29 protein-coding genes are annotated in these 25572 nt (G+C 68.7%); 13 read left to right on the top strand and 16 right to left on the bottom strand.

The features are described from left to right. Positions 1-39 precede the first annotated feature (39 nt). From W7U_RS15885 to W7U_RS15875, 3 genes are read right to left on the bottom strand one after another with little or no spacing between them, the layout of a single operon-like run. On the bottom strand, positions 40-540 hold the full coding sequence (locus W7U_RS15885) for a DUF302 domain-containing protein (protein WP_008259742.1): 501 nt from the start codon (positions 538-540) through the stop codon (positions 40-42). Continuing rightward, on the bottom strand, positions 527-1486 hold the full coding sequence (locus W7U_RS15880; protein WP_008259741.1) for a carbon-nitrogen hydrolase family protein: 960 nt from the start codon (positions 1484-1486) through the stop codon (positions 527-529). Before W7U_RS15880 ends, W7U_RS15885 begins: the two co-directional genes overlap by 14 nt. A gap of 11 nt (positions 1487-1497) precedes the next feature. Further along, positions 1498-2673 (bottom strand): acetyl-CoA C-acyltransferase, encoded by a 1176-nt coding sequence (locus W7U_RS15875; RefSeq protein WP_008259739.1) that lies wholly within the window; start codon positions 2671-2673, stop codon positions 1498-1500. A 92-nt stretch (positions 2674-2765) separates the two neighbouring features. Here W7U_RS15875 and W7U_RS15870 point away from each other — a divergent pair, with 92 nt between their 5' ends. After that, complete coding sequence (locus W7U_RS15870) at positions 2766-3242, top strand: helix-turn-helix domain-containing protein (RefSeq protein ID WP_008259737.1); 477 nt, start codon at positions 2766-2768, stop codon at positions 3240-3242. Here the strand turns inward: W7U_RS15870 and rsgA are convergent. Both rsgA and aroA read right to left on the bottom strand, forming a co-directional pair. Beyond that, on the bottom strand, positions 3226-4209 hold the full coding sequence (rsgA, locus tag W7U_RS15865; protein ID WP_008259735.1) for a ribosome small subunit-dependent GTPase A: 984 nt from the start codon (positions 4207-4209) through the stop codon (positions 3226-3228). The genes W7U_RS15870 and rsgA overlap by 17 nt on opposite strands. Further along, positions 4206-5525 (bottom strand): 3-phosphoshikimate 1-carboxyvinyltransferase, encoded by a 1320-nt coding sequence (aroA, locus tag W7U_RS15860; protein ID WP_008259733.1) that lies wholly within the window; start codon positions 5523-5525, stop codon positions 4206-4208. The genes rsgA and aroA overlap by 4 nt, the downstream gene beginning before the upstream one ends. A gap of 149 nt (positions 5526-5674) precedes the next feature. Between aroA and W7U_RS15855 the strand changes: the two genes are divergently transcribed. Next, positions 5675-6439: an SOS response-associated peptidase gene (locus W7U_RS15855; RefSeq protein ID WP_008259731.1), complete on the top strand. Its 765-nt coding sequence runs from the start codon at positions 5675-5677 to the stop codon at positions 6437-6439. Positions 6440-6454: 15 nt separating this feature from the next. Here W7U_RS15855 and W7U_RS15850 read toward each other — a convergent pair whose 3' ends face one another. From W7U_RS15850 to W7U_RS15840, 3 genes are all read right to left on the bottom strand, one after another. Further along, a complete protein-coding gene (locus W7U_RS15850) occupies positions 6455-7846 on the bottom strand; it encodes a DUF222 domain-containing protein (RefSeq protein ID WP_008259729.1) in 1392 nt (463 codons plus the stop codon). A 159-nt stretch (positions 7847-8005) separates the two neighbouring features. Beyond that, the gene (locus W7U_RS15845; protein WP_008259727.1) at positions 8006-8629 is read right to left on the bottom strand and encodes a TetR family transcriptional regulator; all 624 of its coding nucleotides are present in this window, start codon (positions 8627-8629) and stop codon (positions 8006-8008) included. 3 nt (positions 8630-8632) lie between these two features. Then, on the bottom strand, positions 8633-9403 hold the full coding sequence (locus W7U_RS15840) for an SDR family oxidoreductase (RefSeq protein WP_008259722.1): 771 nt from the start codon (positions 9401-9403) through the stop codon (positions 8633-8635). Positions 9404-9445: 42 nt separating this feature from the next. Here W7U_RS15840 and W7U_RS15835 point away from each other — a divergent pair, with 42 nt between their 5' ends. Genes W7U_RS15835 through W7U_RS15815 form a run of 5 tightly spaced genes read left to right on the top strand, consistent with a single transcriptional unit; the run spans position 9446 to position 14110 of the window. Further along, positions 9446-10690 (top strand): alkyl sulfatase dimerization domain-containing protein, encoded by a 1245-nt coding sequence (locus W7U_RS15835; protein ID WP_008259715.1) that lies wholly within the window; start codon positions 9446-9448, stop codon positions 10688-10690. After that, positions 10687-11436: an SDR family oxidoreductase gene (locus W7U_RS15830; protein WP_008259709.1), complete on the top strand. Its 750-nt coding sequence runs from the start codon at positions 10687-10689 to the stop codon at positions 11434-11436. The genes W7U_RS15835 and W7U_RS15830 overlap by 4 nt, the downstream gene beginning before the upstream one ends. 4 nt (positions 11437-11440) lie before the next feature. Further along, positions 11441-12631: a sulfotransferase gene (locus tag W7U_RS15825; protein WP_008259707.1), complete on the top strand. Its 1191-nt coding sequence runs from the start codon at positions 11441-11443 to the stop codon at positions 12629-12631. Then, positions 12628-13077, top strand: coding sequence for a VOC family protein (locus tag W7U_RS15820; protein ID WP_008259706.1), 450 nt, complete (start codon positions 12628-12630; stop codon positions 13075-13077). The genes W7U_RS15825 and W7U_RS15820 overlap by 4 nt, the downstream gene beginning before the upstream one ends. Before the next feature lie 22 nt (positions 13078-13099). Then, positions 13100-14110, top strand: coding sequence for a zinc-binding dehydrogenase (locus W7U_RS15815; RefSeq protein WP_008259704.1), 1011 nt, complete (start codon positions 13100-13102; stop codon positions 14108-14110). Here W7U_RS15815 and W7U_RS15810 read toward each other — a convergent pair. Then, complete coding sequence (locus tag W7U_RS15810) at positions 14097-14555, bottom strand: aminoacyl-tRNA deacylase (RefSeq protein WP_008259703.1); 459 nt, start codon at positions 14553-14555, stop codon at positions 14097-14099. The two genes, W7U_RS15815 and W7U_RS15810, sit on opposite strands and share 14 nt — an antisense overlap. A 59-nt stretch (positions 14556-14614) precedes the next feature. Continuing rightward, a complete protein-coding gene (locus W7U_RS15805; RefSeq protein WP_008259702.1) occupies positions 14615-15463 on the bottom strand; it encodes an NAD(P)-dependent oxidoreductase in 849 nt (282 codons plus the stop codon). Positions 15464-15776: 313 nt separating this feature from the next. On the opposite strand from W7U_RS15805, the gene W7U_RS15800 reads away from it, so the two are divergent. The 4 genes from W7U_RS15800 to W7U_RS15785 all read left to right on the top strand — a co-directional run bounded on the left by W7U_RS15800 (position 15777) and on the right by W7U_RS15785 (position 18856). Further along, positions 15777-16439 (top strand): sigma-70 family RNA polymerase sigma factor, encoded by a 663-nt coding sequence (locus tag W7U_RS15800; protein WP_008259701.1) that lies wholly within the window; start codon positions 15777-15779, stop codon positions 16437-16439. After that, complete coding sequence (rsrA, locus tag W7U_RS15795) at positions 16436-16750, top strand: mycothiol system anti-sigma-R factor (protein WP_008259700.1); 315 nt, start codon at positions 16436-16438, stop codon at positions 16748-16750. The genes W7U_RS15800 and rsrA overlap by 4 nt, the downstream gene beginning before the upstream one ends. 339 nt (positions 16751-17089) lie before the next feature. Beyond that, positions 17090-17305 (top strand): biotin/lipoyl-binding carrier protein, encoded by a 216-nt coding sequence (locus tag W7U_RS15790; RefSeq protein ID WP_008259699.1) that lies wholly within the window; start codon positions 17090-17092, stop codon positions 17303-17305. Positions 17306-17356: 51 nt separating this feature from the next. Beyond that, positions 17357-18856 (top strand): sensor histidine kinase, encoded by a 1500-nt coding sequence (locus tag W7U_RS15785; RefSeq protein ID WP_008259697.1) that lies wholly within the window; start codon positions 17357-17359, stop codon positions 18854-18856. 60 nt (positions 18857-18916) lie between these two features. On the opposite strand, the gene whiB1 is transcribed toward W7U_RS15785, so the two are convergent. Further along, complete coding sequence (gene whiB1, locus W7U_RS15780; protein ID WP_003874607.1) at positions 18917-19171, bottom strand: transcriptional regulator WhiB1; 255 nt, start codon at positions 19169-19171, stop codon at positions 18917-18919. Between the two features lie 281 nt (positions 19172-19452). Continuing rightward, complete coding sequence (locus W7U_RS15775) at positions 19453-20418, bottom strand: diacylglycerol kinase family protein (protein WP_008259695.1); 966 nt, start codon at positions 20416-20418, stop codon at positions 19453-19455. A 199-nt stretch (positions 20419-20617) separates the two neighbouring features. Between W7U_RS15775 and W7U_RS15770 the strand changes: the two genes are divergently transcribed. After that, positions 20618-21049 (top strand): hypothetical protein, encoded by a 432-nt coding sequence (locus W7U_RS15770; RefSeq protein ID WP_008259694.1) that lies wholly within the window; start codon positions 20618-20620, stop codon positions 21047-21049. On the opposite strand, the gene W7U_RS15765 is transcribed toward W7U_RS15770, so the two are convergent. The 3 genes from W7U_RS15765 to W7U_RS15755 are packed head-to-tail and all read right to left on the bottom strand — an operon-like array spanning position 21001 to position 23164. Beyond that, positions 21001-21483, bottom strand: a complete 483-nt coding sequence (locus W7U_RS15765) for a GNAT family N-acetyltransferase (protein ID WP_008259693.1) — start codon at positions 21481-21483, stop codon at positions 21001-21003. The genes W7U_RS15770 and W7U_RS15765 overlap by 49 nt on opposite strands. Next, the gene (locus tag W7U_RS15760; RefSeq protein ID WP_008259692.1) at positions 21480-22577 is read right to left on the bottom strand and encodes an isochorismate synthase; all 1098 of its coding nucleotides are present in this window, start codon (positions 22575-22577) and stop codon (positions 21480-21482) included. Before W7U_RS15760 ends, W7U_RS15765 begins: the two co-directional genes overlap by 4 nt. Then, the gene (locus tag W7U_RS15755) at positions 22574-23164 is read right to left on the bottom strand and encodes an acid phosphatase (protein WP_008259691.1); all 591 of its coding nucleotides are present in this window, start codon (positions 23162-23164) and stop codon (positions 22574-22576) included. Before W7U_RS15755 ends, W7U_RS15760 begins: the two co-directional genes overlap by 4 nt. 113 nt (positions 23165-23277) lie before the next feature. Here W7U_RS15755 and W7U_RS15750 point away from each other — a divergent pair, with 113 nt between their 5' ends. Beyond that, complete coding sequence (locus W7U_RS15750) at positions 23278-24078, top strand: AAA family ATPase (protein WP_008259690.1); 801 nt, start codon at positions 23278-23280, stop codon at positions 24076-24078. Between the two features lie 265 nt (positions 24079-24343). On the opposite strand, the gene W7U_RS15745 is transcribed toward W7U_RS15750, so the two are convergent. Continuing rightward, positions 24344-25570, bottom strand: coding sequence for a hypothetical protein (locus W7U_RS15745; protein ID WP_008259689.1), 1227 nt, complete (start codon positions 25568-25570; stop codon positions 24344-24346). Positions 25571-25572 lie beyond the last annotated feature (2 nt).

The raw sequence follows: 25572 nt of genomic DNA, 5'->3' as shown, positions 1-25572 counted from the left end.
TGACGCCCGTCAATGACGGGCGTCAGCGAATTTGGGTCGTCAGGAGCCGCCGGCCACCTTTTCGGCCAGGGCCGCCAGCTTGCCGTCGAGTTGCTCAGCGGCGCTGAGCAACTCGGGATTGGGCTCGACGACCATGAGCGACGACGGTTTGACGTAGGTCACGCTGCTGCCATCGTCGCCCTCGTCGGCGACCAACAGCTCGACCGGGGCGAACAATCCGGCCTTGACGTCGTGGCGCAGCATGGTGATGGCGATCAGCGGGTTGCCGAGGATGACGCGCAACGCCTTGCGGTCGATGCCGGCCTTGGTGATCCAGGCGCCGTGGTCGACCGTGCCGAATAACATGAATCCACTTGGGCCGGCGTGGTTTTGGATTCGACCCTCGTATTCCTGCCAGTCGCCGGTCGTCGTCGTAATGTCGTCGATCGGCACCGGGCTTTCTCCGATGTCGGCGAGCAGCGCGCCGACCAGCGCGTCATAGCTCTTGGCGCTGTCGTAGCGCACCCGAATGCCCTCGAACTTGGTTTCAGACGCAGACACTTTCGACCTCCTCTGGTCCGATGCTCTCGTGTACCTGGGTACGTGGGGTGCGATCGATGAGCAGGCTGAGCGTTTCGGGCCGGCTGTAGTGGCCGCCGGCATCCATCAGCGCCTTCCGCGTGTTGATCAACGACAAGTCGAGGTCAGCGATGACGTCGCCCTCGCCCGTGCGCAGCGGCTCACCCACGTATTCGCCCTGGGGCGTGATGATCGCGGTGAAGTGGCCGCCCGAGATAGGTCCGATCGGACAGTCGGTGTCGGCCATGATCTGCGCCTGCTGATCCGCTTCGAGCCACGCGGTCGCGTTGACGACGAAGGCGCCCGACTCGAGCGCGTGATTGCGCACGCTGATCTCCATCTGCCGCGCGAACAGGTCGCCGCCGAAAGATCCGGGGAACATGCTCGAGTGGATCTGCTCGTCGTCGGCGATCAAGGCGTAGCGGGCCAATGCATTGAAGTGTTCGTAGCACGCCAACTGTCCGACGCGCCCGACTGCGCTGTCGACCGCGCGCAGCCCACTACCGTCGCCCTGGCCCCAGACCATCCGTTCGTGGTAGGTCGGCATGATCTTGCGGCGGCGCTGCAGCAGGGTGCCGTCGGCGTCGAACAACAACTGCGTGTTGTACAGCGAAGCACCGTCGCGCTCGTTGACACCGATCGATACGACCATGCCTGCCGCACGGGCGGCCTCGGCGATCGCGTCGACCGCCGGCGACGGGATCGCCACGGCCTGGTCGAGGAGCCGCAGGTGCTCCGGTCGCATCTCGAAGGGGCGCTGGACGAACGAGAAGTACGGGTAGTAGGGAATCACCGTTTCCGGGAATGTCGCGAACTGCACGTCGCGGCGTGCCAGCTGCGCGATCTTGCCGACCACCTTTTCCACGGTGCCCTCGCGACTGTAAAGGACGGGGCTGAGCTGCACTGCGGCGGCGCGGATTACGTCCATCGCCCCGTCTCCTAGCCCAGTCGCTCGATGATGGTGGCGTTGGCCATGCCGCCGCCCTCGCACATCGTCTGCAGCCCATACCGGCCGCCGCGCTGCTCCAAAGCGTTCACCAGCGTCGTCATGATGCGAGCGCCGCTGGCGCCCAACGGATGACCAATCGCGATCGCCCCGCCGTTGACGTTGGTCTTGGCCAGATCGGCTCCGGTGTCGTGCGCCCAGGCCAGCACCACGGGCGCGAACGCCTCGTTCACCTCGAACAGGTCGATGTCGGCCAGCGTGAGCCCTGCTTTCGACAACACCTTCTCGGTGGCGGGAATTACGCCGGTCAGCATGTAGAGGGGGTCGGAGCCCACCACGGTGGTGGTGTGGATCCGGGCCAGCGGGCGCAGGCCCAGTTTCTGGGCGACCTCGCTGCTGGTGATCATGACCGCGGCGCTGCCGTCGGACAGCGGTGACGAATTGCCCGGGGTGATCTCCCAATTGATCTGCGGGAAGCGGGCTTTGGCGGCCTCGCTATAGAACGCCGGCTGCAGTCCGGATAGGGTCTGCACCGTCGTACCGGGGCGGATGATCTCGTCGGTCGCGAGCCCGGCAATCGGAATGAGCTCGTTGTCGAACAGCCCGTCCTTGGTGGCGCGGGCCGCCTTCTCGTGGCTGCCGGCGGAGAACTCGTCGAGTTCGGTGCGCGAAAAGCCCCACTTCGCGGCGATCAGCTCGGCGCTGATGCCCTGGGGCACCAGGCCGTCGGGATAGCGCGCGTCCATCCCCTCGCCGAACGGGTTGCTGCCCGGAGACACCTGGCTGCCCATCGGGACGCGCCCCATCGATTCCACGCCGGCGGCGATTACCAGGTCGTAGGCACCGGCGATCACACCCTGTGCCGCGAAGCTGATGGCCTGCTGGCTGCTGCCGCACTGGCGGTCGATGGTGACACCGGGCACCGTCTCCGGGAATCCCGCGCCCAGCAGGGCGTTGCGGGCGATGTTGACGGCCTGGTCCCCGACCTGGGTGACGGCGCCGGCGATGACATCGTCGACCTGTGCCGGATCGACACCGGTGCGCGTCACCAGTTCGCGCAGGCTGTGCGCGAGCAGGTCGGCGGGCAGCACACCGTGCAGCGCGCCACTGGCCTTGCCCTTGCCGATGGGCGTGCGCACTGCTCCGACGATGACGGCGTCGCGGGTCATGGCTCCTCCTCGAGTCCATCTGGGTATATCAAGCTATACTCAGATAAACACCTCGGTATGCTGAAAGCAACCCAGCCGGGGAGGTGATTTAGATGACACTGCTGCAGGGGCCGCTGGCCGACCGCGACGCCTGGTCGGCGGTGGGCGAGTGCGCTATCGAAAAGACGATGGCGGTCGTCGGTACCAAATCCGCGATGCTGATCATGCGCGAGGCGTACTACGGCACCACACGTTTCGACGACTTCGCCCGCCGGGTGGGCATCACCAAGGCCGCCACGTCGGCGCGGTTGGCCGAGCTCGTCGAGCTCGGACTTCTACGGCGCCAGCCCTATCGGGAGCCCGGCCAGCGCAGCCGCGACGAGTATGTGCTCACCCAGGCGGGCATCGATTTCATGCCGGTAGTGTGGGCGATGTTCGAGTGGGGGAGGCATCATCTGCCGGGGCGTCACCGGCTGCGGCTGACACACGTGGGCTGCGGTGCCGAGGTCAGCGTCGAAATCCGGTGCGCCGAGGAACATTTGGTGCCGCCGGATGAACTCGGCATGCGGCTGGCTAAGAAGCCTGGTTGAGTGCGGCCAGCAGCCGGCGGGCGGCCGCGACGCGGCGGGCGGCGGGCCCGGTCAACGCGTCCAGCGCGCACTCGGGGTCGGCCGGCGGGCCCATGTGCCCGCAGCCGCGCGGACAGTCCTCGATGGCGTCCGCCAAATCCGAGAACGCCATCATGACGTCGTCGGGCTGGATATGGGCCAGCCCGAAGGAGCGAATGCCCGGCGTGTCGATCACCCAGCCCGACGTCGCCAGTGGGAGCGCGACCGATTGCGTGGAGGTGTGCCGCCCCCGGCCGATGTCGGTCACGTCGCCGACGGCGCGGTCCGCGTCGGGCACCAACCGGTTCACCAACGTCGACTTGCCGACGCCGGAATGCCCGAGCAGCACGGTGATCTTGCCGGCGAGCAAATCCGCCACGGCGAGCAGGGGATCGTCGCGGCCCGCGACGACCACCGTCAGATCCAGGTCGACGAACTGCTCCGCGAACGGCTCCGGCGGGGCGAGGTCGGTCTTGGTCAGGCACAGGATCGGGGTGAGTCCGCCGGCATAGGCGGCGATCAGCGTCCGGTCCACCAGCCCGGTGCGGGGAGGCGGGTCGGCGAGCGCCACCACGATCAGCAGCTGGTCGGCGTTGGCGACGACCACCCGTTCGGTCGGATCGGTGTCATCGGCGGTGCGCCGCAACACAGTTCGGCGCTCACCGCGGCGCACGATGCGGGCCAGCGTGTCCGTCCGCCCGGACAGATCGCCGACCACATCGACCTCGTCGCCGACGACGATCGGCGTGCGGCCCAGTTCCCGGGCCCGCATGGCGGTGACCCGACGGTCGACGTCGCCGCCCAGCACGCACCCCCAGCGGCCGCGGTCGACACTGACCACCATGGCGGCCTGGGCGTCGGCGTGCTCAGGACGGGTCTTGGTCCGCGGCCGCGAACCCCGGCCGGAGCGGATCTTGACGTCGGACTCGTCGTAGTCGCCGGGCTTCACATGCCGCGGTCTTCCTGGGCGGTCAGCATGTCGGCCCACAGCCGCGGAAAGTCGGGCAGCGTCTTGGTGGTGGCGCCGATGTCGTCGACCTCGACGCCGGCTACCCGAAGCCCGACGATTGCGCCCGCCATCGCCATCCGGTGGTCGGCGTACGCGCGCCAGACGCCCGGCCGCAGCGGTGTTGCGGTGATCACCAGGCCGTCGGGCGTTTCGGTGCAATCGCCGCCCAGGCGGTTGATTTCGGTGCTCAGCGCGGCGAGCCGATCGGTCTCGTGGCCGCGCAGGTGGGCGATGCCGGACAGGCGCGACACCGAGCCCGGGGCGGCCAGCGCCGCCAGCGCGGCCACCGACGGTGTCAGCTCGCCGACCGCGCGCAGGTCGACATCAAAACCGCCGTAGTCCCCGGAGCCGCGCGCCTCCAGGTACGAATCATGTTGGGTGACAACGGCATTCAACTTGCCCAACACAGCCAGGATGTGCTCGGCGGGTTGCACGCTGTTCGCCGGCCATCCCGTGATGCGCACCGCGCCGCCGGTGACGACGGCCGCCGCCAGGAACGGGACGGCGTTCGTCAGGTCCGGCTCGACCACCCAGTGCCGGGCCGCGACCGGCCCGGGTCGCACCCGCCAGCGGTTGGGGACGGAGTCGTCGACGTCGACGCCGGCCTGGCGCAGCATCGTCACCGTCATCGCGATGTGCGGCGCCGACGGCAACGCCGAACCGGTGTGCCGCACCGTCAGCCCCTCGGCGAAAGAGGCCGCGCACAACAGCAACCCGGAGACGAACTGTGACGAGGCCGAGGCGTCGATCTCGACGGTGCCCCCGGGGACCGCGCCGGTGCCCAGGACCCGAAACGGCAGACCCGAGCCGTCGATCCGCACGCCCAACCCGCGCAGCGCGTCGAGTAGCGGCGCGATGGGCCGCGCCCTGGCCTGCTCGTCGCCGTCGAACTCGACGATCGATTCGGCGAGCGCCGCCAGCGGCGGTACGAACCGCAGCACCGTGCCCGCCAGGCCGCAATCGACCTGTGCCATCGGTTCCGGCACCACGCTGCCGCTGACCGTCAACTCCGTCCCGTCGCCGTCGAGGCGCAGGCCCAGCGTGCGCAGCGCGCCGATCATCAAGTCGGTGTCCCGGCTGCGCAGTGCCCCGCTGATGGTCGGGGTGCCTCCCCTGGGCGAGCCCGGGGACCCCGGGCCCTGCGCGGCCGCCAGCGCCGCCAGCACCAGGGCCCGGTTGGTCTGCGATTTCGAACCGGGAACGGTCACGGTCGCGTGCACCGGTTGCGGTGCCTGGGGGGCCGTCCACGTAGTCACCGGTCCATCATCGCCTGTCACCGGTTGCTGCCACCAATAGGAGTTCGCGACTTCTGCCACCGACAGGAGTTCGGTGGCTCTGCCACCCATAGGAGTTCCGTGGCTTCTGCCACCCATAGGAGTCCCGTGGCTTCTGCCACCATGGAGGTATGTGCGGACGGTTTGCGGTCACGACCGACCCGGCCCTGTTGGCCCAGAAGATCAAGGCGATCGACGAGACCACCGGCGCCGACGCCGATTCGAGCGCGCCCAACTACAACGTGGCTCCGACCTCGACCATCGCGACCGTCGTCAGCCGGCATTCCGAACCCGAGGACGAGCCGACGCGGCGGGTGCGGCTGATGCGCTGGGGCTTGGTGCCGCCGTGGGCCAAGGCGGGCACCGACGGCGCGCCCGAAACCAAGGGCCCGATGCTGATCAACGCCCGCGCCGACAAGGTCACCAGCTCGCCGGCCTTCCGGACCAGCGCCAAGTCCAAGCGTTGCCTGATCCCGATGGACGGCTACTACGAATGGCGGGTCAATTCCGACGCCGCGGCCGGCAAGAAGTCCCGCAAGACACCGTTTTTCATGTACCGGGAGGACGGTGAGCCGCTGCTCATGGCGGGCCTGTGGTCGGTGTGGAAGCCGGCCAAGGATGCGTCGCCCCTGCTGAGCTGCACGATCATCACCACCGACGCGCCCGGGGAGCTCGCGCAGATCCACGATCGGATGCCGTTGGTGATGCCCGAACGCGATTGGGACCGGTGGCTCGACCCCGACGCCCCGATCGACGAAAAACTGCTGGCCCGCACGCCCGACGTGCGCGCCATCCGCACGCGTGAGGTGTCGACGCTGGTCAACAACGTGCGCAACAACGGCCCGCAGCTACTCGAGCCGGCCGAGCCGGAGCCCGAGCAGGCACGGCTTCTCTAGCGGAACACGCGCGGGTTATGCCGCGCCGGGATTGTCGGCTTCGTCGTCGTGTTCGTGGTGGAGGAGTTTTTCGGGGTGGTGGTAGGTGTTGGTGCGGGGTTGGCCGCGCTCGAGGTGGGGTGGGGATTTCCATTCGGTCTCGCCGCGCGTGTTCTTGCGGGTGGTCCAGCCGCCGGGTTGGAGCATGCGGTGATGCGGGCCGCAGGCGAAGGTGAGGTCGTTGATGTCGGTGCTGTGGCAGGTGGCGTAGTCGGTGACGTGATGCACCTCGCAGTAGTAACCCGAGACGGTGCAGCCCGGTGCGGTGCAGCCGCGGTCCTTGGCGTACAACACGATTCGCTGTCCCGGGGAGGCCAGGCGTTTGGTGTGGTAGAGCGCCAGGGCCTTTCCTCTATCGAAGATGGCCAAGTAGTGATGCGCATGGCGGGCCAGGCGGATCACGTCGCTCATCGGCAGGATGGTGCCCCCGCCGGTCAGGGCTCGCCCGGCGGCGGCCTCCAGCTCTTGCAGGGTGGTGGTGACGATGATGGAGGCCGGTAACCCGTTGTGCTGCCCCAACTCCCCGGAGGCCAACAGCCCACGCAGCGCCGCCAGCAGGGCGTCGTGGCCGCGCTGAGCCTTCGAGCGCGTATCACCGTCGATGGCCTCTTGGCTGGGCGTCCCCTCCACGCACGGAATGTCGTCGAGGGGGTTGCACATGCCCGGGGCACCGAGTTTGGCCTCCACGGCTTCGAAGGTGGCGCGTAGTTCGGGGGTGATCAGGCCCCGCAACTCCGACATGCCGTCGGGTCGTTGGCGCCCCAGGGTCACCCCGCGGCTACGGGCCCGGTCCTCATCGGTGAAGAGACCGTCGGGATTGAGGCAATCTTCGAGGACCTGCGCCAGGCCGTCGAGTTCGTCGGGCCGGTGATACGCGGCGTGGCCGGCCAGGTCGGCTTCGACGCGCTCGCGGGTGACCGTGCCGATCCAGCCGGGCAGGCGGCGAAAGAATCTGCGGATCACCGCCACATGGGCAGCACCCAGCTCACCGCGGCGTTGAGCGGCGGCGGTGGCCGCCAACACCGGGGGCAAGGGTTCACCGGTTAGCCCGTGGCGTGGGCCCAGATCGGCGGCGTCTTTGACCCGCCGGGCGGCTTCGGCGCGGCTGATCAGTGTGCGGTCGGCGATGGCGTGGGGCAAGGTGCCGCCGAGTTCTTGGATGCTGGCTTGGCGTGCCAGGTGGTTGATCAACGCATGCTCGGGGACCGGCAGCCGGCGGCGCACGTTTTCGCAGCGCTCCAACAGCGCCAGGCATTCCCGAGGAGCCAGCGCATCAAAACTCAGTGCCCCCACGCCCTCGATGGCGGCATCGAGCGCGTCGAAGGCCGCGCTGATCGCGTCCCGATCGCTGATGCCGCCCGAACTCATACCCGTCAAACTATCGAGGGCCACCGACAGAAAACCCCGCATTGTGACCACTGAAACAACAGTGACACAAGGGATTTCAATATACGTTTCCGATATCCGAAAACCTGGTCAGGGTAGGGCAAGGAAGGCAGATGACGCGCTCGCCGCCAGCCGAGACCCTTAACCCCGCTGCGCCGCGAGCGCCACGGCGGTGGCCACCGCCTCCAGCAGGTGGGTGAGTTGCTCGGCGTCGCCGACGGTGCGGTCGCCGGCGGCCAGCCGGGTGAAGATGCCGGCGATGAAGGTCGTGACGGCGGTGGTCTGCGCGGTCAGCAGTTCGGGGTCGCGGGTGTCCGGCTGCAGGTGGGCGATGGCGTCGCGGGCCATCGCGTTGATCCGGGCGACGAACACCTGCGACGTCTCGGCCAGATCGGGATCGCGCGCGGCGCCCAGCAGCAACTCGTGGCGCGCCCGGTTCAGCATCAGCCCGGTCCCGTCGGCCTGCATCATGGTCAGCTGGGCCAGGTGCGCGAACGGCGAGACCGGGTCGACCGGCTCATCGATCACCGACTGCAAATTGGCGACGTCGATCTCGGCCACGCGCTTGCCGACGCCGCGCAGCAGGGCCGCGCGGGTGCGGTAGTAGTACGACGTGGTGCCCTCGGGGACGCCGGCGCAGCGGTCGACCTGCCCATGGGTGAGGCCACGCGATCCGTGCTCGGCCAGCACCCGGATCGCCGCGTCGCACAGGTCGCGGCGGCGTTCATCGCCGTCGCGCTTGCGGGATCTCGTACTGGCGGCCATGGGTCACCGAAGGACGGTGCCGCCGTCGATGTTGACGACCTGACCGTTGATCCACTCGCCCTCCCTGGACAGCAGGAAGGCGACCAGCGCGGCGATGTCGCCGGGCTCGCCGACGCGCGGTCCGCGAATGCGCTTGAGCGCGCCGGCCTCCAGGTCCGGCCACTGCGGCACCGAGCGGATGGTCTCGGTCGCGGTGAAGCCGGGCGCGACCGCGTTGCACCGGATGTTGTCCTTCCCCCACCGCGACGCGACGTGGCGAGTGAGCGCGCCGATGCCGGCCTTCGCGGTGGCATAGGCCGGGCGCGCGGGCTCTCCTTGGAACGCCGCCGCCGACGACATGTTGACGATGGCACCGCCGCCGCGATCCAGCATTCTCGGAATGGCGTATTTCATCGCGGCCACATACCCGCGCAGGTTCACCGCCATCACCCGGTCCCAGACGTCGAAATCGATGTCCACCACGTCGGTGTCGGCCCGGATGATGCTCATGTCGGCGCCCACGTTGAACAGCAGGTCCACGCCGCCGAAAGTCGTTGCGGCGGTGTCGATCAGCCCTGCGACCGACGCGGGATCCGCCAGGTCGAAAGCCACGTGCGTCGCCGTGCCGCCGGTCGCGGCGATGCGTTCGGCCGTCTGCCGCGCGCCGTCGTCGGCGACGTCGCCGACGATTACCCGGCAGCCTTCGCCGGCGAGACGGGCGGCCGTCGCCGCGCCGATGCCGGTGGCGCCGCCGACCACGACCGCCACCTTGTCGATCAGACCCTGCAATCCCATGTATATTGACTTTACCTCTAGAACTGTAGAGGATCGCCAGTCATGGCTGGGATTCATCGGGAGCGGCCCGGGGCCGGCGACCTGTCGGCGGCGACGGACACGCCCGCGCTGGCCCTCGGCGACGGCGTCTGGATGTCGCCGGGCGTCTCCAACGCCTACGCGGTGGCCACCGACGAGGGGAGGGTCATCGTCAACAGCGGGCTGGTCTTCGAGGGGCCGCTGCACCGCAAGGCTTTTGCCAAGGTGCCGGGCCCGACACGGGCCATCATCGTCACCCAGGGGCACGCCGACCATTGGGGCGGGGTGAACGCGCTGCGCGACGAGAGCACCAACGTCGTGATGCATCGCAACTACCGGTACTGGCGCGACGACAACACACTGCTCATGGGCTACCGGGTGCCCAAGACGTCGTTCGCCTTCCAGAAGTTCTCCGACGCCGTGCTCGAGCACTTCAAGACCCTTGACCCCGCGACCATCGACTTCTCGTTCCCCGAGCCGACGACGACGTTCGACCAGCGCCACAACATCACCGTCGGAGGGCGTACCTTCGAGCTGGCGTGGACGCCGGGCGGCGAGACCACCGACGCACTGGTGGTGTGGCTGCCGCAGGAGCGAATCCTGTTCACCGGCAACCTGTTCGGCCCGCTATTCGGGCATGTCCCGAATCTGATGACCATCCGCGGCGACCGCTATCGCGATCCCGTTCTCTACATCGAGTCGTTGAACACCGTGCTCGAATACGGACCGCAGCGACTGATCACCGGCCACTTCGACCCGATCGAGGGCGCCGACCGCATCGCGGAGGAAGTCACCGCGATGCATGACGCCATGCAGGCCGTGCACGACCGCACCGCCGAACTGATGAATTCCGGCGCCGACGTCCATACCGCGATGCGCGAGGTCACCGTGCCCGAGCACCTCGACATCGGCGAAGGGTACGGCAAGACCTCGTGGAATGTGCGCGCCATCTGGGAGATGTACACCGGGTGGTTCCGGCATCGCTCCACCACCGAACTGTACGGTGTGGCACCGGATTCCGTAGCGGCCGATGTGGTGAGCACCGCCGGGGCCGACGGCCTCGTCGACGCGGCCCGCGCGCACCTGGCGGCCGGGCGGCCGGTGCAGGCCATCCACCTCACCGACCTGATCCTGGCCGCCCAGCCGTTGCACGCGGCGGCACGTGCCGTCGCCGCCGAAGCCCACGAGGCGCTGTTGGCCGACGCCGACAACTTCTGGGAAAAAGCGTGGCTCACCAAATCCATCAACGAACTGAGGTCACCCGAATGAACACCGTCAACTTCGATTTCACCGGCGCCACCGTGCTGGTGACCGGCGGCACCAGCGGCATCGGCAACGCCATCGCCGCCGCATTCGCCGGGGCGGGCGCGGCCGTCACCGTCACCGGCACCCGCGGGTCCGCCGCGGACTATTCCGAGACGGATCTGAGCGCCTACACCTACCGCCAGTGCCAGATACAGGACCCGAAATCGGTTGACGCCCTGGCGGACTCGCTGGGTGAGCTCGACATCTTAATCAACAACGCCGGCGGCCCCTACCCGGCGGGTGACGAATACGACCCGGACGGCTACGTCGCGTCGGTGACGCAGAACATGTTCGGCCCGATGCGGCTGACCATGCGCTGCCATGACCTGCTCAAGTCCAGCCAGGCTCCCGGCGGGGCGAGCGTCGTCAGCGTCGTGTCGATGTCCGCGTTCCGCTCCGCCGTGTTCGTCCCCGGCTACGCCTCGTCGAAGATGGGCCTGATCGCCCTCACGATGAACCTGTCGCGGCGATGGGCCAACGACGGGATCCGGGTCAACGCCATCGCACCCGGGCTCATCGACACCCGAATGACCCACCCGGCCATTGGCATTCCCGAGGTGATGGACGTCGAGATCGGCTTCCACACGCCCCTGGGCAGGCCCGGCACACCCCAGGACTGCGCCGGCGCGACGCTGTTCCTGTGCACCGACGCCGCCTCGTACATCACCGGCACCACCATCGCCGTCGACGGCGGATACCTGACGGTCTAAAACGATGAGCGACAACAACTTCGACAACGTCTCGACCACCGACGACGTCTTCAAGCTGGCCGCACAGCGCACCGGCCTCACCGAGATCGATTCCGACTCGTGGCGAGACGGCCTGGCCATCATGCTCGACGAGCTCAACAGTTCGCCCGCGTTCACCCCGTTCGGCCGCGAACGCGTCCTCACCGACGCCACCGACGCGCTCGGGCGGCGCATGCAGGTCCACGCCTACATCCAGGAGCACCCCGAAGTCCTCGACGCGCCCGTCGAGCGACCGCTGATCGTGCTGGGCATGCCCCGCACCGGAACCACGGTCATCAGTTACCTGCTCGACCAGGATCCGGCCCGGCGCTCGCTGCTGCACTGGCAGTGCGTGCACCCGATCCCGCCGGCCACTACCGAGGCGCTGCGCACCGACCCGCGCTGCCTGGCCCTGCTGGAGGAACAGCGCAAAATCCTGGACATGGTCACGCAGGCCAAAGTGCCGCTGCCGCACTGGGAAGACGCCGATGGGCCCACCGAGGACATGTTCATCCACAATCAGGATTTCAAGGGGCTGTCCTGGGACTCGTTCCTGTCGACCTCGCGCTACGCCGAATGGCTGTTCCACGAGGCCGACATGACCAGCACGTACGAATATCAGAAGCGTTACCTGCAGGTGTTGCAGTCCACCGCACCTGGCAACTGGAGCCTCAAGATGCCGTCGCATTCGGTGCATATCGAGGCGCTGCTCAAGGTGTTCCCCGACGCCCGGCTGATCTGGGCGCACCGCGACCCCTACAGGGCGACGGGGTCGCTGTGCAACCTGTGGAAGCTGCCCAAGGGGATGGTGCTGCATCCCGATGCCATCGACCTGAATGCCATGGGGCGCAACGCCATGGCGCAGATGCGCTACCACGTGGAGCGGCCGCTGCGCGCCCGCGATCGCATCGGCGACGAGCGCTTCTTCCACATGTACTACCACGAGATGATGCGTGACCCGATGGACGTCATGCGGCGCATCTACGAATGGGCCGACGAGCCGCTGACCGCAGAATCCGAAGCGCGGATGCGCAATTGGCTCGCCGAGCACCCCCAGGACCGGTTCGCGCTCAATGCTTACACCCTCGACCAGTACGGCCTGACCGTCGAAGCGCTCGAACCGATCTTCGCCGAATATCTCGATATGTTCGACATCGAACTGGAAGGCACAGCATGAATCCGGCGGACTGCTATCACACCGGGCTGGTGGTTGACGATATGGCCGCCGCCGCGGAACGGCTCACTGGGGTGATGGGGTACCGGTGGACGAAACCGGTCGATGCCACGTTGAGCGTGGCTACCGCGGACGGCGACATCGAAGTGCCGTTCCGGTTTGTCTACTCGGTGGACGCACCGCACCTGGAGGTGATTCAGGCTGTGCCGGGCACGATCTGGACCCCGCCGCCCGGGGGCGGCGCCCACCACATCGGCTACTGGGTCGACGACATGGCCGGTGCCGCAGCGCAACTCGAACGCAGCGGGTACCGGCTCGAGGCGCGACCCAGCGGCGAGACGCTGTCGATGTTCGCCTACTACGTCGACCCGGCTGGAGTCCGCATCGAGATCGTGGACCGGGCACTGTTTCCCGACTGGCCGGGGTTTCTGCAATCCATGGCGGCTTGACCGTAAGACGGAGGAGTCACCGATGAAGATGTCAATGGTCACCGGCCCGGGCAAGGCCGAGGTGCTCGACGCCGAGCGTCCCACGGTGGGCCCCAACGACGTACTGGTCCGGATGCGCGCCTGCGGCATCTGCGGCTCGGACGCCTTCTACATCACCATCGGCGGGCTGCCCCCGCGCCAGGGGCACACGCCGCTCGGACACGAGCCCGCCGGGGAGATCGCGGAGGTCGGCGCGAAGGTGAGCGGCCTGGCCGTCGGCGACCACGTCGTCATCAACCCGATGGCCGCCCCGGGCGGCATCATCGGCAACGGCGGGCCCAGCGGCGCGCTCGCCGACTACCTGCTCATCGAAAACGCCGTGCGCGGTACGAGTCTCGAGGTCATCCCCGACCACGTCCCGTGGGAGGTCGCGGCGCTCAACGAGCCGATGGCCGTCGCGCGCCACGGCGCCAACCGGTGCCGACCCAAGCCGACGGACAAGGTCGCCGTGTTCGGCGCCGGACCGATCGGCCTGGGCGCCACGCTGGCGTTCAAATCCCTTGGCGTGAGCCACGTCGTCGTCGTGGACCTGCTCCCCGGCCGGCTGGACAAGGCGCTGCAGATCGGCGCCGACGCCGTCATCAACTCCGGCGACGAGGACGTCGTGGCGCGGCTGATCGAACTGCACGGCGCGGGCGAGAGCATGTACCCCGGAAAGGCCGGCACGAACATCTATCTCGACGCGGCCGGTGTGCCCGCCGTCGTCAACACCGCGCTCGCCGCGGCGCAAAAGGGCGCCACCGTCGGCATCGTCGGCGTGCACAAGGAGCCGGTGCCCGTCGACCTCATCAACCTGATGAGCAACGAGATCACCCTGCTGGGGAGCATGGGCTACCCCGACGAAATCTTCGAGGTGACCAAGGATCTCGTCGCGAACTGGGAGAAATACGCGCTGATCGTCAGCCACACCATCCCGTTCGGAAGCGTCGGTGAGGCGCTCGAGCTCGCCCAGACTCCGGGCGCCGCGGACAAGGTCGTCGTCACGTTCGGCTGATGTCGGCGGTGATCGCGCCGGTGAGGCGGATCAGGTCCCGGGGCGCGACCGCGACGTCATAATGCCGCTTGCCGGCGCTGCACAGGATCCGATCCCAGCGCAACGCGGAGGCGTCCAGGACCGTGCGGAGCCGCTTGCGCTGACCGAACGGCGAAATGCCGCCCACCACATAGCCGGTGGCCCGCTCGGCGGCGGCCGGCTCGGCCATGACGGCCTTGGGCACACCCAGCGCCGCGGCGACCGCCTTCAGCGACAACCGCCACGGCACCGGCACGATCGCGACGGCCAGCTCACCCGGCAGGGCGACGATCAGGGTCTTGAAGACCTGTTCGGGCGCGACGTCGGACGACTCGGACAGGTCGGTGACCGCGTCGAAGTGCAGAACCTGGTGCGGCACACCGGCTTTCATCAACGCGGCGATGCCCGGAGTGGCCGCGCCGCCCACCGGCTACCTCCGCTGGTCGTGACCCGCGGCGCCCGGCTGCGCCGCGCTTGCGATCACGACTAGGGCCCCGAGTACCCCGGCGGGTTGACGCCGTCGACCCAGAAGTCCACGCCCAGCTTCGAACCCGGCACGCAGTCGTACGTCGAGAGGTCCTTGACGCCGGATTCCACCAGCACGTCCTCGCACAGCAGCATGTTGCCGGTGTACTCCCTGGACGGCTTGTTGAGGACGACGTAGGCGGCGTCCGAGTACACCTCGGGCTTGCGGGCCCGGCCCATCGCCTCGTCGCCGCCGAGCAGGTTCTGCACCGCGGCCGTCGCCACCAGCGTGCGCGGCCACAGCGTATTCGACGCGATGCCCTCGTCCCGCATTTCTTCGGCGATGCCCAGCGCGCACAGCGTCATGCCGAACTTGGCCATCATGTACGCCGTCGGCTTCAACCACTCGCGGCCCAGCAGCACCGGCGGCGACAGGGTCAGGATGTGCGGGTTCTCGCGGCCCTTCAGATGCGGGATGCATGCCTGCGACACCGCGTACGTGCCCCGCACCTGGATGCCGTTCATCAGGTCGAACCGCTTCATGGGCACCTCGGTGACCGAACCCAGGTTGATCGCCGACGCGTTGTTCACGCAGATGTCGATGCCGCCGAACTGCTCGACGGTCTTGGCCACGGCCGCCTCGACCGAATCGGGGTCGCGGACGTCCCCGACGATCGGCAGGGCCTGCCCGCCCGCCTCTTCGAGCTCCTTGGCCGCGGTGAACACCGTTCCCGGCAGCTTCGGGTGCGGCTCGGCGGTCTTGGCGATCAGGGCGATGTTGGCACCGTCCTGCGCGGCGCGCTTGGCGATCGCCAGGCCGATGCCTCGGCTGGCGCCGGAGATGAACATGGTCTTGCCATTCAGGGACATGGCGTCACACTAACGCCACGCCCGAATCGGTCCGATCGGGGTCTACGCCGGGGAGCGGGCACCGATATCGCGGGCCGAATTCCGCCCGGAAATAGCCGGATCGCGCGCGCGGTTGATCCAATTGGTTTTCGATGCGGTGGGTCACACCCGGGCAAAAGCTGTCGGGGTGAGCCTTTAGATTGGGAGGAGCAGCGTGGTGTCAACGGCGACGAGCCTGTTAGGCGAGGAGCAGTTGGCTGGCGTCCTTGCGAGTCCGGTGGCACTTTCGGTGCTTTCCGGTAACACCGCAGCAGAAGGGACCGGGTTAATCGATATGGCCGATTCTCTAGATGGCCGCGATAGCGCGGCGGGGCCGTCCATCACCGAACCCGCGGCGCCCGAAGAGACGGACGCGGAATTGACGGCGCGGTTCGAGCGCGACGCGATTCCCCTGCTGGACCAGCTTTATGGCGGTGCGCTGCGCATGACGCGGAATCCCGCCGACGCCGAGGATTTGCTGCAAGAGACGATGGTGAAGGCCTACGCGGGGTTCCGCTCGTTTCGCGCCGGGACCAATCTCAAGGCGTGGCTGTACCGGATCCTGACCAACACCTACATCAACAGCTACCGCAAGAAGCAGCGCCAGCCCGCGGAGTACCCGACCGAGGAAATCACCGACTGGCAGCTGGCCGCCAATGCCGAGCATTCCTCCACCGGGCTGCGTTCGGCCGAGGTGGAGGCGCTGGAGTCGCTGCCGGACTCCGAGATCAAAGACGCGCTGCAGGCCTTGCCGGAGGAATTCCGGATGGCGGTCTATTACGCCGACGTCGAGGGATTTCCTTATAAGGAAATCGCGGAAATCATGGACACGCCCATCGGAACGGTAATGTCACGGCTGCACCGCGGTCGACGGCAACTGCGCGGCCTGTTGGCCGACGTTGCCAAGGAGCGGGGCTTCAACCGCGGTCAGCAGGCGCACGAGGAGGTGTCGTCATGAGCGAGTTCGCCGGCCAGGGCGGTGCTTCGGCGGATGCCTGCCCTAACGACGAGTCCCACGGCAGCGTCGGCTGCGCGGAGGTCATCCGCCAGGTATGGCTGCTGCTCGACGGTGAATGCGGCCCGGACACCCGCGAACAACTGCGCAGGCATCTCGAGGCGTGCCCCGGCTGCTTCAAGCACTACGGGCTCGAAGAGCGGATCAAGGCGTTGATCGCCACCAAGTGCAAAGGTGAGAGGGCCCCGGAGGGCCTGCGCGAGCGGCTACGGCTCGAGATTCGGCGCACCACCATCATCCGGGGTACGCAGTAGCGTCCTCAGGAATTGGGCCGCTTGCCGTGGTTGGCCTTGCTGTGCTTGCGGTCGCGCTTCTTACGGCCTCGTTTGGCCATGGGTCGAACCTCCGTTGATTGCTGTCAAACCAGGCGCCTGGCGCCGGTTGGCTTGTCGTCCAGTCTCTCATGAGACGCGTCGCGCAGTGTCTTCGCCCTGGTGCGGCCCGCGGGAGGGGCCGGGCGCCGTCGTCGCGGTGGGGCCTGTGGTTCGATGTAGGCGACCTGATAGAACGTTGATGGACCAACCAGCGATGGACCAACAACCAGCGATGACCAGCGGCCAGCCTGCGCAGAGGCCGAAACGAGTGGGGTGAAGATGGCCGAGGATGTGCGCGCCGAGATCGTGGCCAGCGTGCTCGAAGTCGTTGTCAACGAGGGTGATCAGATCGGCAAAGGCGACATCGTGGTGCTGCTGGAGTCGATGAAGATGGAGATCCCCGTCCTTGCGGAGGTCGGCGGCACCGTCAGCAAGGTGAGCGTGTCGGTGGGCGACGTCATTCAGGCGGGCGACATCATCGCGGTGATCAGCTAGCCGGTCGGGCCCCTTCGACCGGCCGCCGGGGAACGACCCGGGGAGTAAGCGATGTCAACTCTCGGTGATCTGCTCGCCGAACACACCATGCTGCCGGGCAACGCGGTCGACCATCTGCACGCGGTGGTAGGGGAGTGGCAGCTGCTGGCCGACCTGTCGTTCGCCGACTACCTGATGTGGGTACGTCGCGACGACGGCGTGCTGGTGTGCGTGGCGCAATGCCGCCCCAATACCGCGCCCACGGTGCTACAGACCGATGCGGTGGGCACCGCCATCTCCTCCGAGCGGCTGATCCTCGTCGCCGACACCTTCGCGTCGGGCACCGCCAAGAGGGATGACCTTGCGGGCCAAGAGAATTCGTGGTTGCCGGGCACGCACGTCGAGGCGTCCCCGGTGCGATACGGCGGCCAGGTGGTCGCCGTGCTCACGCATCATCAGACCGCGGTGGCCGCCGACCGCGCGTCCGGGCAGCTGGAGATCGCCTACCGGCAGTGCGCCGGCGACCTCGTCCACATGCTCGCCGAGGGCACCTTTCCCGACGCGGGGGACGTGGTGATGTCGCGCTCCACCCCCCGGGTCGGCGACGGCTTCATCCGCCTCGATGTCAAGGGCGTCGTCGACTACGCCAGCCCCAACGCGCTGTCGGCCTACCACCGCATGGGCCTGACCGCCGACCTGGAGGGACACAACCTCATCGAGGTCACGCGCCCGCTGATCTCGGATCCGTTCGAGGCGCAGGAAGTGGCCGAGCATGTGCGGGATCTGGTGGCCGGCGGGCGCAGCATGCGCATGGAAGTCGACGCCGGGGGAGCCACCGTGCTGCTGCGCACGCTGCCGCTGGTGGTCGACGGCGCCAGCGCCGGCGCGGCGGTGCTGATCCGCGACGTCACCGAGGTCAAGCGCCGCGACCGGGCCCTGATCTCCAAGGACGCCACCATTCGCGAAATCCACCACCGGGTGAAGAACAACCTGCAGACCGTCGCGGCGCTGCTGCGCCTGCAGGCCCGCCGCACGGCCAACGCGGAGGGGCGGGAGGCGCTCATCGAGTCGGTGCGCCGGGTGTCGTCGATCGCGTTGGTGCACGACGCGCTGTCGATGTCGGTGGACGAGCAGGTCAACCTCGACGAGGTCATCGACCGAATCCTGCCGATCATGAACGACGTGGCCTCGGTGGACCGGCCGATCCGCATCAACCGGGTCGGCGATCTGGGCGTGCTGGACTCGGACCGCGCGACGGCGCTGATCATGGTGATCACCGAGCTGGTGCAAAACGCGATCGAGCACGCCTTCGACCCGGCGGTCGAGGAAGGGTCGGTGACGATCCGGGCCGAGCGCTCCGCGCGCTGGCTGGATGTGGTCGTGCACGACGACGGCCGCGGGCTGCCCGACGGCTTCAGCCTCGAGACCTCCGACAGCCTCGGGCTGCAGATCGTGCGGACGCTGGTGTCGGCGGAACTGGACGGCACCCTGGGCATGAGCCAGGCCCCGGCCCGAGGCACCGACGTGGTGCTGCGCGTCCCGATCGGTCGGCGGACCCGAATGCTGCTGTAGGCACACGCAAGAGTGCGGCCCCGACAATCGTCGAGGCCGCACCGTTTTGCGTTATCTGGGTTAAACCCCGCTGCGGGCCTTCGTCCGGGCGTTGCGACGCTTCAGCGCACGCCGCTCGTCTTCGCTCATGCCGCCCCAGACGCCGGAGTCCTGGCCCGTGTTCAGGGCCCAGCCGAGGCACTCTGTGGTCACCGGGCACCGATTACAGACCAGTTTCGCGTCAGCGATCTGCGCGAGCGCCGGACCACTGTTCCCCACCGGGAAGAACAGCTCCGGGTCTTCGTCACGACAGACCGCCTTGTGGCGCCAATCCATACGTCTTTACTCCTTACTGAGTGCGCAGCAAGGCGCACGGCTATTTTCTTCGGCTGTTAAACGCGTGCAGAAGAAAAGGGGCCGCACCCCTACGTAAATTTCTGCATGCAACCTTTTGATCGTTTCACAGGCTCAACAGATGTCAATAGTGTGAGTTCGCTCGTGGGCTATCTCACTTTGATCATCTCGTAGTCAAGCCCTTACTCCGTTGTACTACACTGACGGGCCTCTCCCCGCCCGTGTTGGTGTCGCGTGCGCCACAGCCCACGCGTCGCCGCAGGTCAGCGTCGTTTTTGCTGAGGAGGGGCGGCCACCGCCAGCGCGTCGGGCACCGACTTGAACGTCATGGTTTCGCGCACGCCGAGGTAATCCCCGTCGAACTGGCAGGCGACGGGGCCCCCGGTCGAGGTAACTCGCACGCACGGCAGGTCGTCCTCGGTGACGAGGTGCTTGAAGTTGAACGTGGGCCGTTTTGCGAACATCTGCCGGACGATCCGCAGGGTCGGGATCGTCTTCAGGTTGGTCGGCGCGAACACCCCCAGTCCCGACTCGAAGCTGCAGCCTGGGTTGGTCCACACCGGCCGCTCGTTGGCGAACGTCCACGGGCTGGAGTTGGAAACGAACGCGAAGCTCACCCCTGTGATGGGTTCGCGGCCGGGAAGTTCGAGCGTCAGCATCGGCTCGCGGCGAGTGTAGGCCCACACGGCCGGCACCGATGCGCGGATGTAGCGCCACGCGGTGACCTTGCCCCCCTTGCTGCGTTCGGCCTCGACCGCGGCCACCACCTCGGCGTCGACACCCATGCCGGTGTTGAACACGGCCCACCGCTCGCCGCAGTCGATCAGGCCGATCCGGCGCCACGTGCCGCGCCGCTGGTAGTCGTCGAGCAACTGTATGAGCTGGTTGGTGGCCGCGACCGGATCCGCAGAGACGCCCAGCGATCGCGCCAGCACGTTCGCCGAACCGCCGGGCACCACGGCCACCGCGGGCACCGGGCCGCTCGGAAGCGTGCCGGGGCGGCCGAGCAGACCGTTGACCACCCCGCTCACCGTGCCGTCGCCGCCGTGCACGACCACCAGGTCGACGCCGTCGGCGACGGCCTTCTGCGCGAGCTCGGTGCCGTGCCCGCGGTGGTTGGTGTGTTCGACGCTGAGCTGTAGCCGGCTCTTGAGGGCGTGGGCCAGCAGATCGCGACCGGCCGGCGTGGTGGAAGTGGCTGTGGGGTTGACGATCAGCACGGCCCGCATGAAGCACGAGCTTAGGCGGTGCGACGATGCGCGCCGCAGCGCGGCGTGAGGAGGAGCGCCGCAATCGGGTTAGGCGGTGCGACGATGCGCGCCGCAGCGCGGCGTGAGGAGGAGCGCCGCAATCGGGTTAGGCGATGCGACGATGCGCGCCGCAGCGCGGCGTGAGGAGGAGCGTCGCCGCCCTGACTACGCTGGCGCTGTGACGCCGCCATCCGCCCCGACCGCCGTCCGCCGCGCCGGCGTCGTCGTCGCCGTGCAGGGGGTGGCCGCGCTGATCGTGGCCGTGGTCCTAGTGGTGCGCGGGATCGCCGGGGCCGACCAGCACGTGGCCAACGGTCTGGCCACCGCCGGCTGGTTCGTCCTCGTCGGCGCCGGGGTGATCGCCGCGGGCCGCGCGCTGATGCTGGGCAAGCGCTGGGGCCGCGGCCTGGCCGTGATCACCCAGCTGCTCCTGCTGCCGGTGGCGTGGTACCTCGCGGTCGGATCACACCAGCCCGGCTACGGGATCCCGGCCGGGCTTGTCGCGCTGGTCGTGTTGGGGTTGCTGTTCAGCCCGGCCGCGGTGCGCTGGGCCGCCGGCGGTCAGGGCGACTCCGCCAGCCACGCCAACTGCGACCCCGACAGCCGGTAGGTGGTCCACTCGTTCTGCGGTTCCCCGCCGATCCCGTCGTAGAGCGTGATGGCGTCGGTGTTCCAGTTCAGCACCGCCCAGGACAACCGGGTGTAGCCCCGCTGCACGCATTCGTTGGCCAGCGCCGCGAGCAGCGCCCGGGCCAGCCCGCGGCGGCGAAATCCCGGGCGCACGAACAGATCTTCCAGATAGATGCCGGCCACGCCGTCCCAGGTGGAGAAGTTGACGAACCAAAGCGCCATCGCCGCGACCTCGCCGTCCACCTCCGCCACGTGTCCGTACACCGTTGGGCGGTCACCGAAAAGCGCTGCGGATATTTGTGTTTCGGTGACAGTGCATTGATCGGCGGCGTGCTCGAATTCGGCCAACGCGTGGATCATTTCGGTGATGGCGGCGACGTCGTGGGGCGCGGCGCGACGGATGTCTGTGGTCATCGTTGGACTTCTAGGGCGTTGAGTATCGTGGCGAATTTCGTTGTGGTCTCGGCGACTTCGTCGTCGGGATCGGACTCGGCGACGATACCGCCGCCGGCGCGAGCCAGCGCGCTGCGCCGGTCCGCCGACAGCTGCGCGCAGCGCAGCGACACCACCCACCGGCCGTCGCCGGCGGCGTCGCACCAGCCGACCGCCCCCGCGTAGAACCCGCGGTCGCCCTCCAGCTCGGCGATCAGCTGGACCGCCGCCTCGGTCGGGACGCCTCCGACGGCCGGGGTGGGGTGCAGCGCCAAAGCCAAATCGATTGCGCTCGTTGAGGTATCGCGAAGCCGTCCGCTGATCGGCGTGCACAGGTGCCAGACCGTGGCGGTGCGGCTCAGTTGCGGCTCGGCGGCGATCGACAGGTCGTCGCACAACGGCTGCAGGGCCGCCCGGATCGTCTCGATCACCAGCTGATGCTCGTGCCGGTTCTTGGCTGAGGCGGCCAGCGCGGCGCCGTTGGCGGCGTCGGCATCCGGGTCGGCGGCCCGCGGGGCCGACCCCGCGAACGGCCGGCACTCGACGCGGTCGCCGCTGCGCGCCACCAGGAGTTCGGGGCTGGCGCCCACCAAGGCCACGCCCGCGTAGCCGTCGCCGGCGGCGCTCAGATCGACGAGGTAGCCGTAGGCCGCCGGGTCCGCGGCCACGAGCCGGCGCAGGACGGCCCGCGCATCCATGGGGGCATCGGCCACCAGCTCCAAGGCGCGCGCCAAGACCACTTTGTGCAGCGGGTTGTCGGCTGCGGCGAGCTGATCGCGGGCGCGGCGGATCCGGTCGCGGTAGTCACCCGGCGGCGGAAGCGCCGCGGCCACCCGCACCGGCGGCAGCGGGCCCGTCGGCCAGTCCGGGAGCCCGTGGGTGACGTCGACGGCGCGCGGCGTCAGCAACGCGGCCGGGCTGCTGACGTCAAAAGGCAACGCGCCCAACACAATCGGCGCCTGATTCGACCGCAGCGCCGCCTGCGCCGCGCCCACGTCGCAGTAGCGCCGCAACACGCCGTCGGCGATCAGGGTTCGGGTCGGCCCGCACAACGCGAACGGCGGTTCGTGATTCACTGGCCGGTCAACCCGAGCGCCCGCAGCTGTCGCACCCCGTGCTCGAACCCGCAGACCGCGATCGACGCGGTGATCATGCCGAAGCGACTGCCCTCGACGAGCGGCAGTTCGACCCAGCGGGTGATCACCGCGCGCGAGAAGTGGCCGTGGCTGACGAAGACCACGTCGCGCGACTCCATGTGCCGCAGCGCCGTCGTGACCGCCGCGTCGGCGCGCTCGCTGACCTGTGCGACGCTCTCGCCGCCCGGACATCCGTGCGTCCACACCAGCCAGTCGGGCACCGATTCCCGGATCTGTTCGGTGGTCAGGCCCTCATAAGAGCCGTAGTCCCACTCGGCGAGCTGTTCTGTCACGTCGTCGACGGACAATCCGGCCAGCTCGCCGGTGACCAGCGAGCGTCGCCGCGGGCTGCTGATCACCAGTGGGTCAACAAGTTTGAGCTCGCCCAGCACCCCGGCGGCCAGCTGGGCCTGTTCACGGCCGGCGTCGGTCAGCTCGACCTCGGTGCGGCCGGTGTGCTGGCCAGACTTCGACCACTCGGTCTCGCCGTGGCGCAGCAGCACCAAACGGTGATCATGCAAGCCCATAGAGAATGATTCTGCCGGACGACATGCGGTGGCTGCCGGGCCCGAGCGCATGGTGGACGAACATGCCAGGATGGCACTGTGAGCGCGCGGCGATGCGGAGGGGCGGGCGGCCAGTGAGTAGGACCCGGGTATTGGCGGTGGCCAACCAGAAGGGCGGCGTCGCCAAGACGACCACCGTTGCCTCGCTGGGGGCGGCGATGGTGGAGGAGAAGAAGCGGGTCCTGCTGGTCGACCTCGACCCGCAGGGCTGCCTGACCTTCTCGCTGGGCCAAGACCCGGACAAACTCCCGGTCTCCGTGCACGAGGTATTGCTCGGCGAGGTCGAGCCCAACGCCGCGCTGGTTGAGACGGCCGAGGGAATGACGCTGCTACCGGCCAACATTGACCTGGCGGGCGCCGAGGCCATGCTGCTGATGCGGGCAGGGCGCGAATACGCGCTCAAGCGCGCGCTGGCCAAACTCGCCGACCGGTTCGACGTGGTGATCATCGACTGTCCGCCGTCGCTGGGTGTGCTGACCCTCAACGGGCTGACGGCCGCCGACGAGGTCATCGTGCCGCTGCAGTGCGAGACGCTCGCGCATCGCGGTGTGGGCCAATTCCTGCGCACGGTCGCCGATGTCCAGCAGATCACCAATCCGGAGCTGCGCCTGCTCGGCGCGTTGCCGACGCTGTACGACTCGCGCACCACCCACACCCGCGACGTGCTGCTCGATGTCGCCGACCGCTACAGCCTGCCGGTGCTGGCCCCGCCGATTCCGCGCACGGTGCGTTTCGCCGAGGCCAGCGCCTCGGGTTCGTCGGTGATGGCGGGCCGCAAGAACAAGGGCGCGTCGGCCTATGGCGAGTTGGCGACAGCGCTGCTCAGGCATTGGAAGAGCGGCAAGCCGCTGCCGACGTTCGCCGTCGAGGTCTAGCGGCGATCGCCCGCCCGCCGCTCAGCCCAGAGCCGCAACCTTGAGTGTGAGCTGACGGCTTTGAGTGTGAACTGACGGCGCGCCCGATCGGCGTGTCGCCGCCGCAGATTCACAGCGAAAGCCAACGATTCACACTCGACGGGCTAAGGGAGGCTCGACGGGCAAAGGGAGGCTCGACGGGCAAAGGGAGGCCCGACGGGCTAAGGGCGGCCCGACGGAACATCGCGGGCTAAGACGCGCGGGCGGCCGTCGCCGCCCCGAACGCTCAGCCCAGCGCGACCACGGTGTCGCCGCGCTGCTCGAACACCCGCGACCCCGACACGGCCGGGACCACCGCCCTCCCGGGTGGCGGGGGATTGGCCGCACGGTCGACCGGAATGTAGCGTTCGCCGGTCCCGCTGACCGGGTCGTAGACGCCGATCGCGCCGGTGACGGGCACCAGCAGCCGGCCCGCCATCATCACCCCCGGCCCCAGCGGCGCCGTCTTGTCACCCGCGGCGATGGTGTAGCGCAGCGCCAGGGTGTTCACGTCGAAAACCATCAGCGAATCGCCGGTCCACCAGGTCATCAGGCTGCCGGCGTGCGAGACCGCCGCCGAGCGCGTCGGCGGCTTGGGCAGCAGGGTGCTCGCCACGGTGGCGCCGGTTTCGTCGATCACGTCCACCCGGGGCTGGGGCGCCGGCAGGTACACCGCGGTGGTGGTTTCCCGGACTGCCAGCACCCGGGCGCCCGAATCGGGCGCGATCCCCGGCTCGGCCACGACGTGTTGCTGGGGTTCGTCGTCGTCCTTGCCCGGCCGGAGCAGCACCAGGCGCAGGTCGGCCTGATTCGCGCAGCTCTCCAGCACCGAGACCGCGGACGAGCTGGCCGCGGCCGAGATCAGCCTGCAGCCGGAGTGCAGCCCCCGCGACGACGGCTTCACCCGGGCGTCGGTCTCGCCGTAGGCCACCATCCGGACCATGTCCGAGCGCCACAGCTCCAGGCGGGTGTCACCGACCGACAAGACGGTCATGCCGTCGGAGGAGAGCCGCACCCGCGGATCGGCGTAGCCACTGCGCGCGGGCCCGCGGCGACCGGTGGAGCCGTCCAGGGTGCTTACCTGCCCGCAGCCGCGGTCGTCGCGGTAGACCCCGACGGCGTAGCGGTACAGCCACGAGACTCCGCAGAGGTTGGTGTCGCGGGCGTAGCTCCAGCGGGACTGGCCCGTGCCGGCGTCGCGCCCGTCGATCCGGACGCCCGCACCGGTGACGACCACCCCGCCCACCACCACCGGCTCGGTGGTGGCCGGACTGGAGGCCGTCCACAGTTGCTTCAGGCCGGCGGGAACCTGCCGGGCCGGGCTCGGGTTGGGCGCCGGGACGGCGGCCGGGCGGCTGCTGGTCGCCCGCGCGTCGCTGGTCCACCAGATGAGGGCCGCCGCCACGGCGACGACGACCGCGATGGTCGCGGCGGCCAGGATGTCGCGCTTGGTCCGGCGCTCGGGTCTGACCATGC

This window comes from Mycobacterium sp. H4Y, from assembly GCF_000364405.1.
Classification (GTDB): Bacteria; Actinomycetota; Actinomycetes; order Mycobacteriales; family Mycobacteriaceae; genus Mycobacterium; species Mycobacterium intracellulare.
The sequence above is the reverse complement of the archived record's forward strand: the minus strand, read 5'-3'. Positions and strand labels throughout refer to the sequence as shown.

What these genes read in the sequence shown, in the direction of transcription:
- W7U_RS15880 (WP_008259741.1), bottom strand. Translation starts at nt 1,486, where the DNA reads ATGGACGTAATCCGCGCCGCCGCAGTGCAGCTCAGCCCCGTCCTTTAC.
- W7U_RS15875 (WP_008259739.1), bottom strand. Translation starts at nt 2,673, where the DNA reads ATGACCCGCGACGCCGTCATCGTCGGAGCAGTGCGCACGCCCATCGGC.
- W7U_RS15870 (WP_008259737.1), top strand. Translation starts at nt 2,766, where the DNA reads ATGACACTGCTGCAGGGGCCGCTGGCCGACCGCGACGCCTGGTCGGCG.
- W7U_RS15855 (WP_008259731.1), top strand. Translation starts at nt 5,675, where the DNA reads ATGTGCGGACGGTTTGCGGTCACGACCGACCCGGCCCTGTTGGCCCAG.
- W7U_RS15850 (WP_008259729.1), bottom strand. Translation starts at nt 7,846, where the DNA reads ATGAGTTCGGGCGGCATCAGCGATCGGGACGCGATCAGCGCGGCCTTC.
- W7U_RS15845 (WP_008259727.1), bottom strand. Translation starts at nt 8,629, where the DNA reads ATGGCCGCCAGTACGAGATCCCGCAAGCGCGACGGCGATGAACGCCGC.
- W7U_RS15840 (WP_008259722.1), bottom strand. Translation starts at nt 9,403, where the DNA reads ATGGGATTGCAGGGTCTGATCGACAAGGTGGCGGTCGTGGTCGGCGGC.
- W7U_RS15835 (WP_008259715.1), top strand. Translation starts at nt 9,446, where the DNA reads ATGGCTGGGATTCATCGGGAGCGGCCCGGGGCCGGCGACCTGTCGGCG.
- W7U_RS15830 (WP_008259709.1), top strand. Translation starts at nt 10,687, where the DNA reads ATGAACACCGTCAACTTCGATTTCACCGGCGCCACCGTGCTGGTGACC.
- W7U_RS15825 (WP_008259707.1), top strand. Translation starts at nt 11,441, where the DNA reads ATGAGCGACAACAACTTCGACAACGTCTCGACCACCGACGACGTCTTC.
- W7U_RS15820 (WP_008259706.1), top strand. Translation starts at nt 12,628, where the DNA reads ATGAATCCGGCGGACTGCTATCACACCGGGCTGGTGGTTGACGATATG.
- W7U_RS15815 (WP_008259704.1), top strand. Translation starts at nt 13,100, where the DNA reads ATGAAGATGTCAATGGTCACCGGCCCGGGCAAGGCCGAGGTGCTCGAC.
- W7U_RS15805 (WP_008259702.1), bottom strand. Translation starts at nt 15,463, where the DNA reads ATGTCCCTGAATGGCAAGACCATGTTCATCTCCGGCGCCAGCCGAGGC.
- W7U_RS15800 (WP_008259701.1), top strand. Translation starts at nt 15,777, where the DNA reads ATGGCCGATTCTCTAGATGGCCGCGATAGCGCGGCGGGGCCGTCCATC.
- rsrA (WP_008259700.1), top strand. Translation starts at nt 16,436, where the DNA reads ATGAGCGAGTTCGCCGGCCAGGGCGGTGCTTCGGCGGATGCCTGCCCT.
- W7U_RS15790 (WP_008259699.1), top strand. Translation starts at nt 17,090, where the DNA reads ATGGCCGAGGATGTGCGCGCCGAGATCGTGGCCAGCGTGCTCGAAGTC.
- W7U_RS15785 (WP_008259697.1), top strand. Translation starts at nt 17,357, where the DNA reads ATGTCAACTCTCGGTGATCTGCTCGCCGAACACACCATGCTGCCGGGC.
- whiB1 (WP_003874607.1), bottom strand. Translation starts at nt 19,171, where the DNA reads ATGGATTGGCGCCACAAGGCGGTCTGTCGTGACGAAGACCCGGAGCTG.
- W7U_RS15775 (WP_008259695.1), bottom strand. Translation starts at nt 20,418, where the DNA reads ATGCGGGCCGTGCTGATCGTCAACCCCACAGCCACTTCCACCACGCCG.
- W7U_RS15765 (WP_008259693.1), bottom strand. Translation starts at nt 21,483, where the DNA reads ATGACCACAGACATCCGTCGCGCCGCGCCCCACGACGTCGCCGCCATC.
- W7U_RS15755 (WP_008259691.1), bottom strand. Translation starts at nt 23,164, where the DNA reads ATGGGCTTGCATGATCACCGTTTGGTGCTGCTGCGCCACGGCGAGACC.
- W7U_RS15745 (WP_008259689.1), bottom strand. Translation starts at nt 25,570, where the DNA reads ATGGTCAGACCCGAGCGCCGGACCAAGCGCGACATCCTGGCCGCCGCG.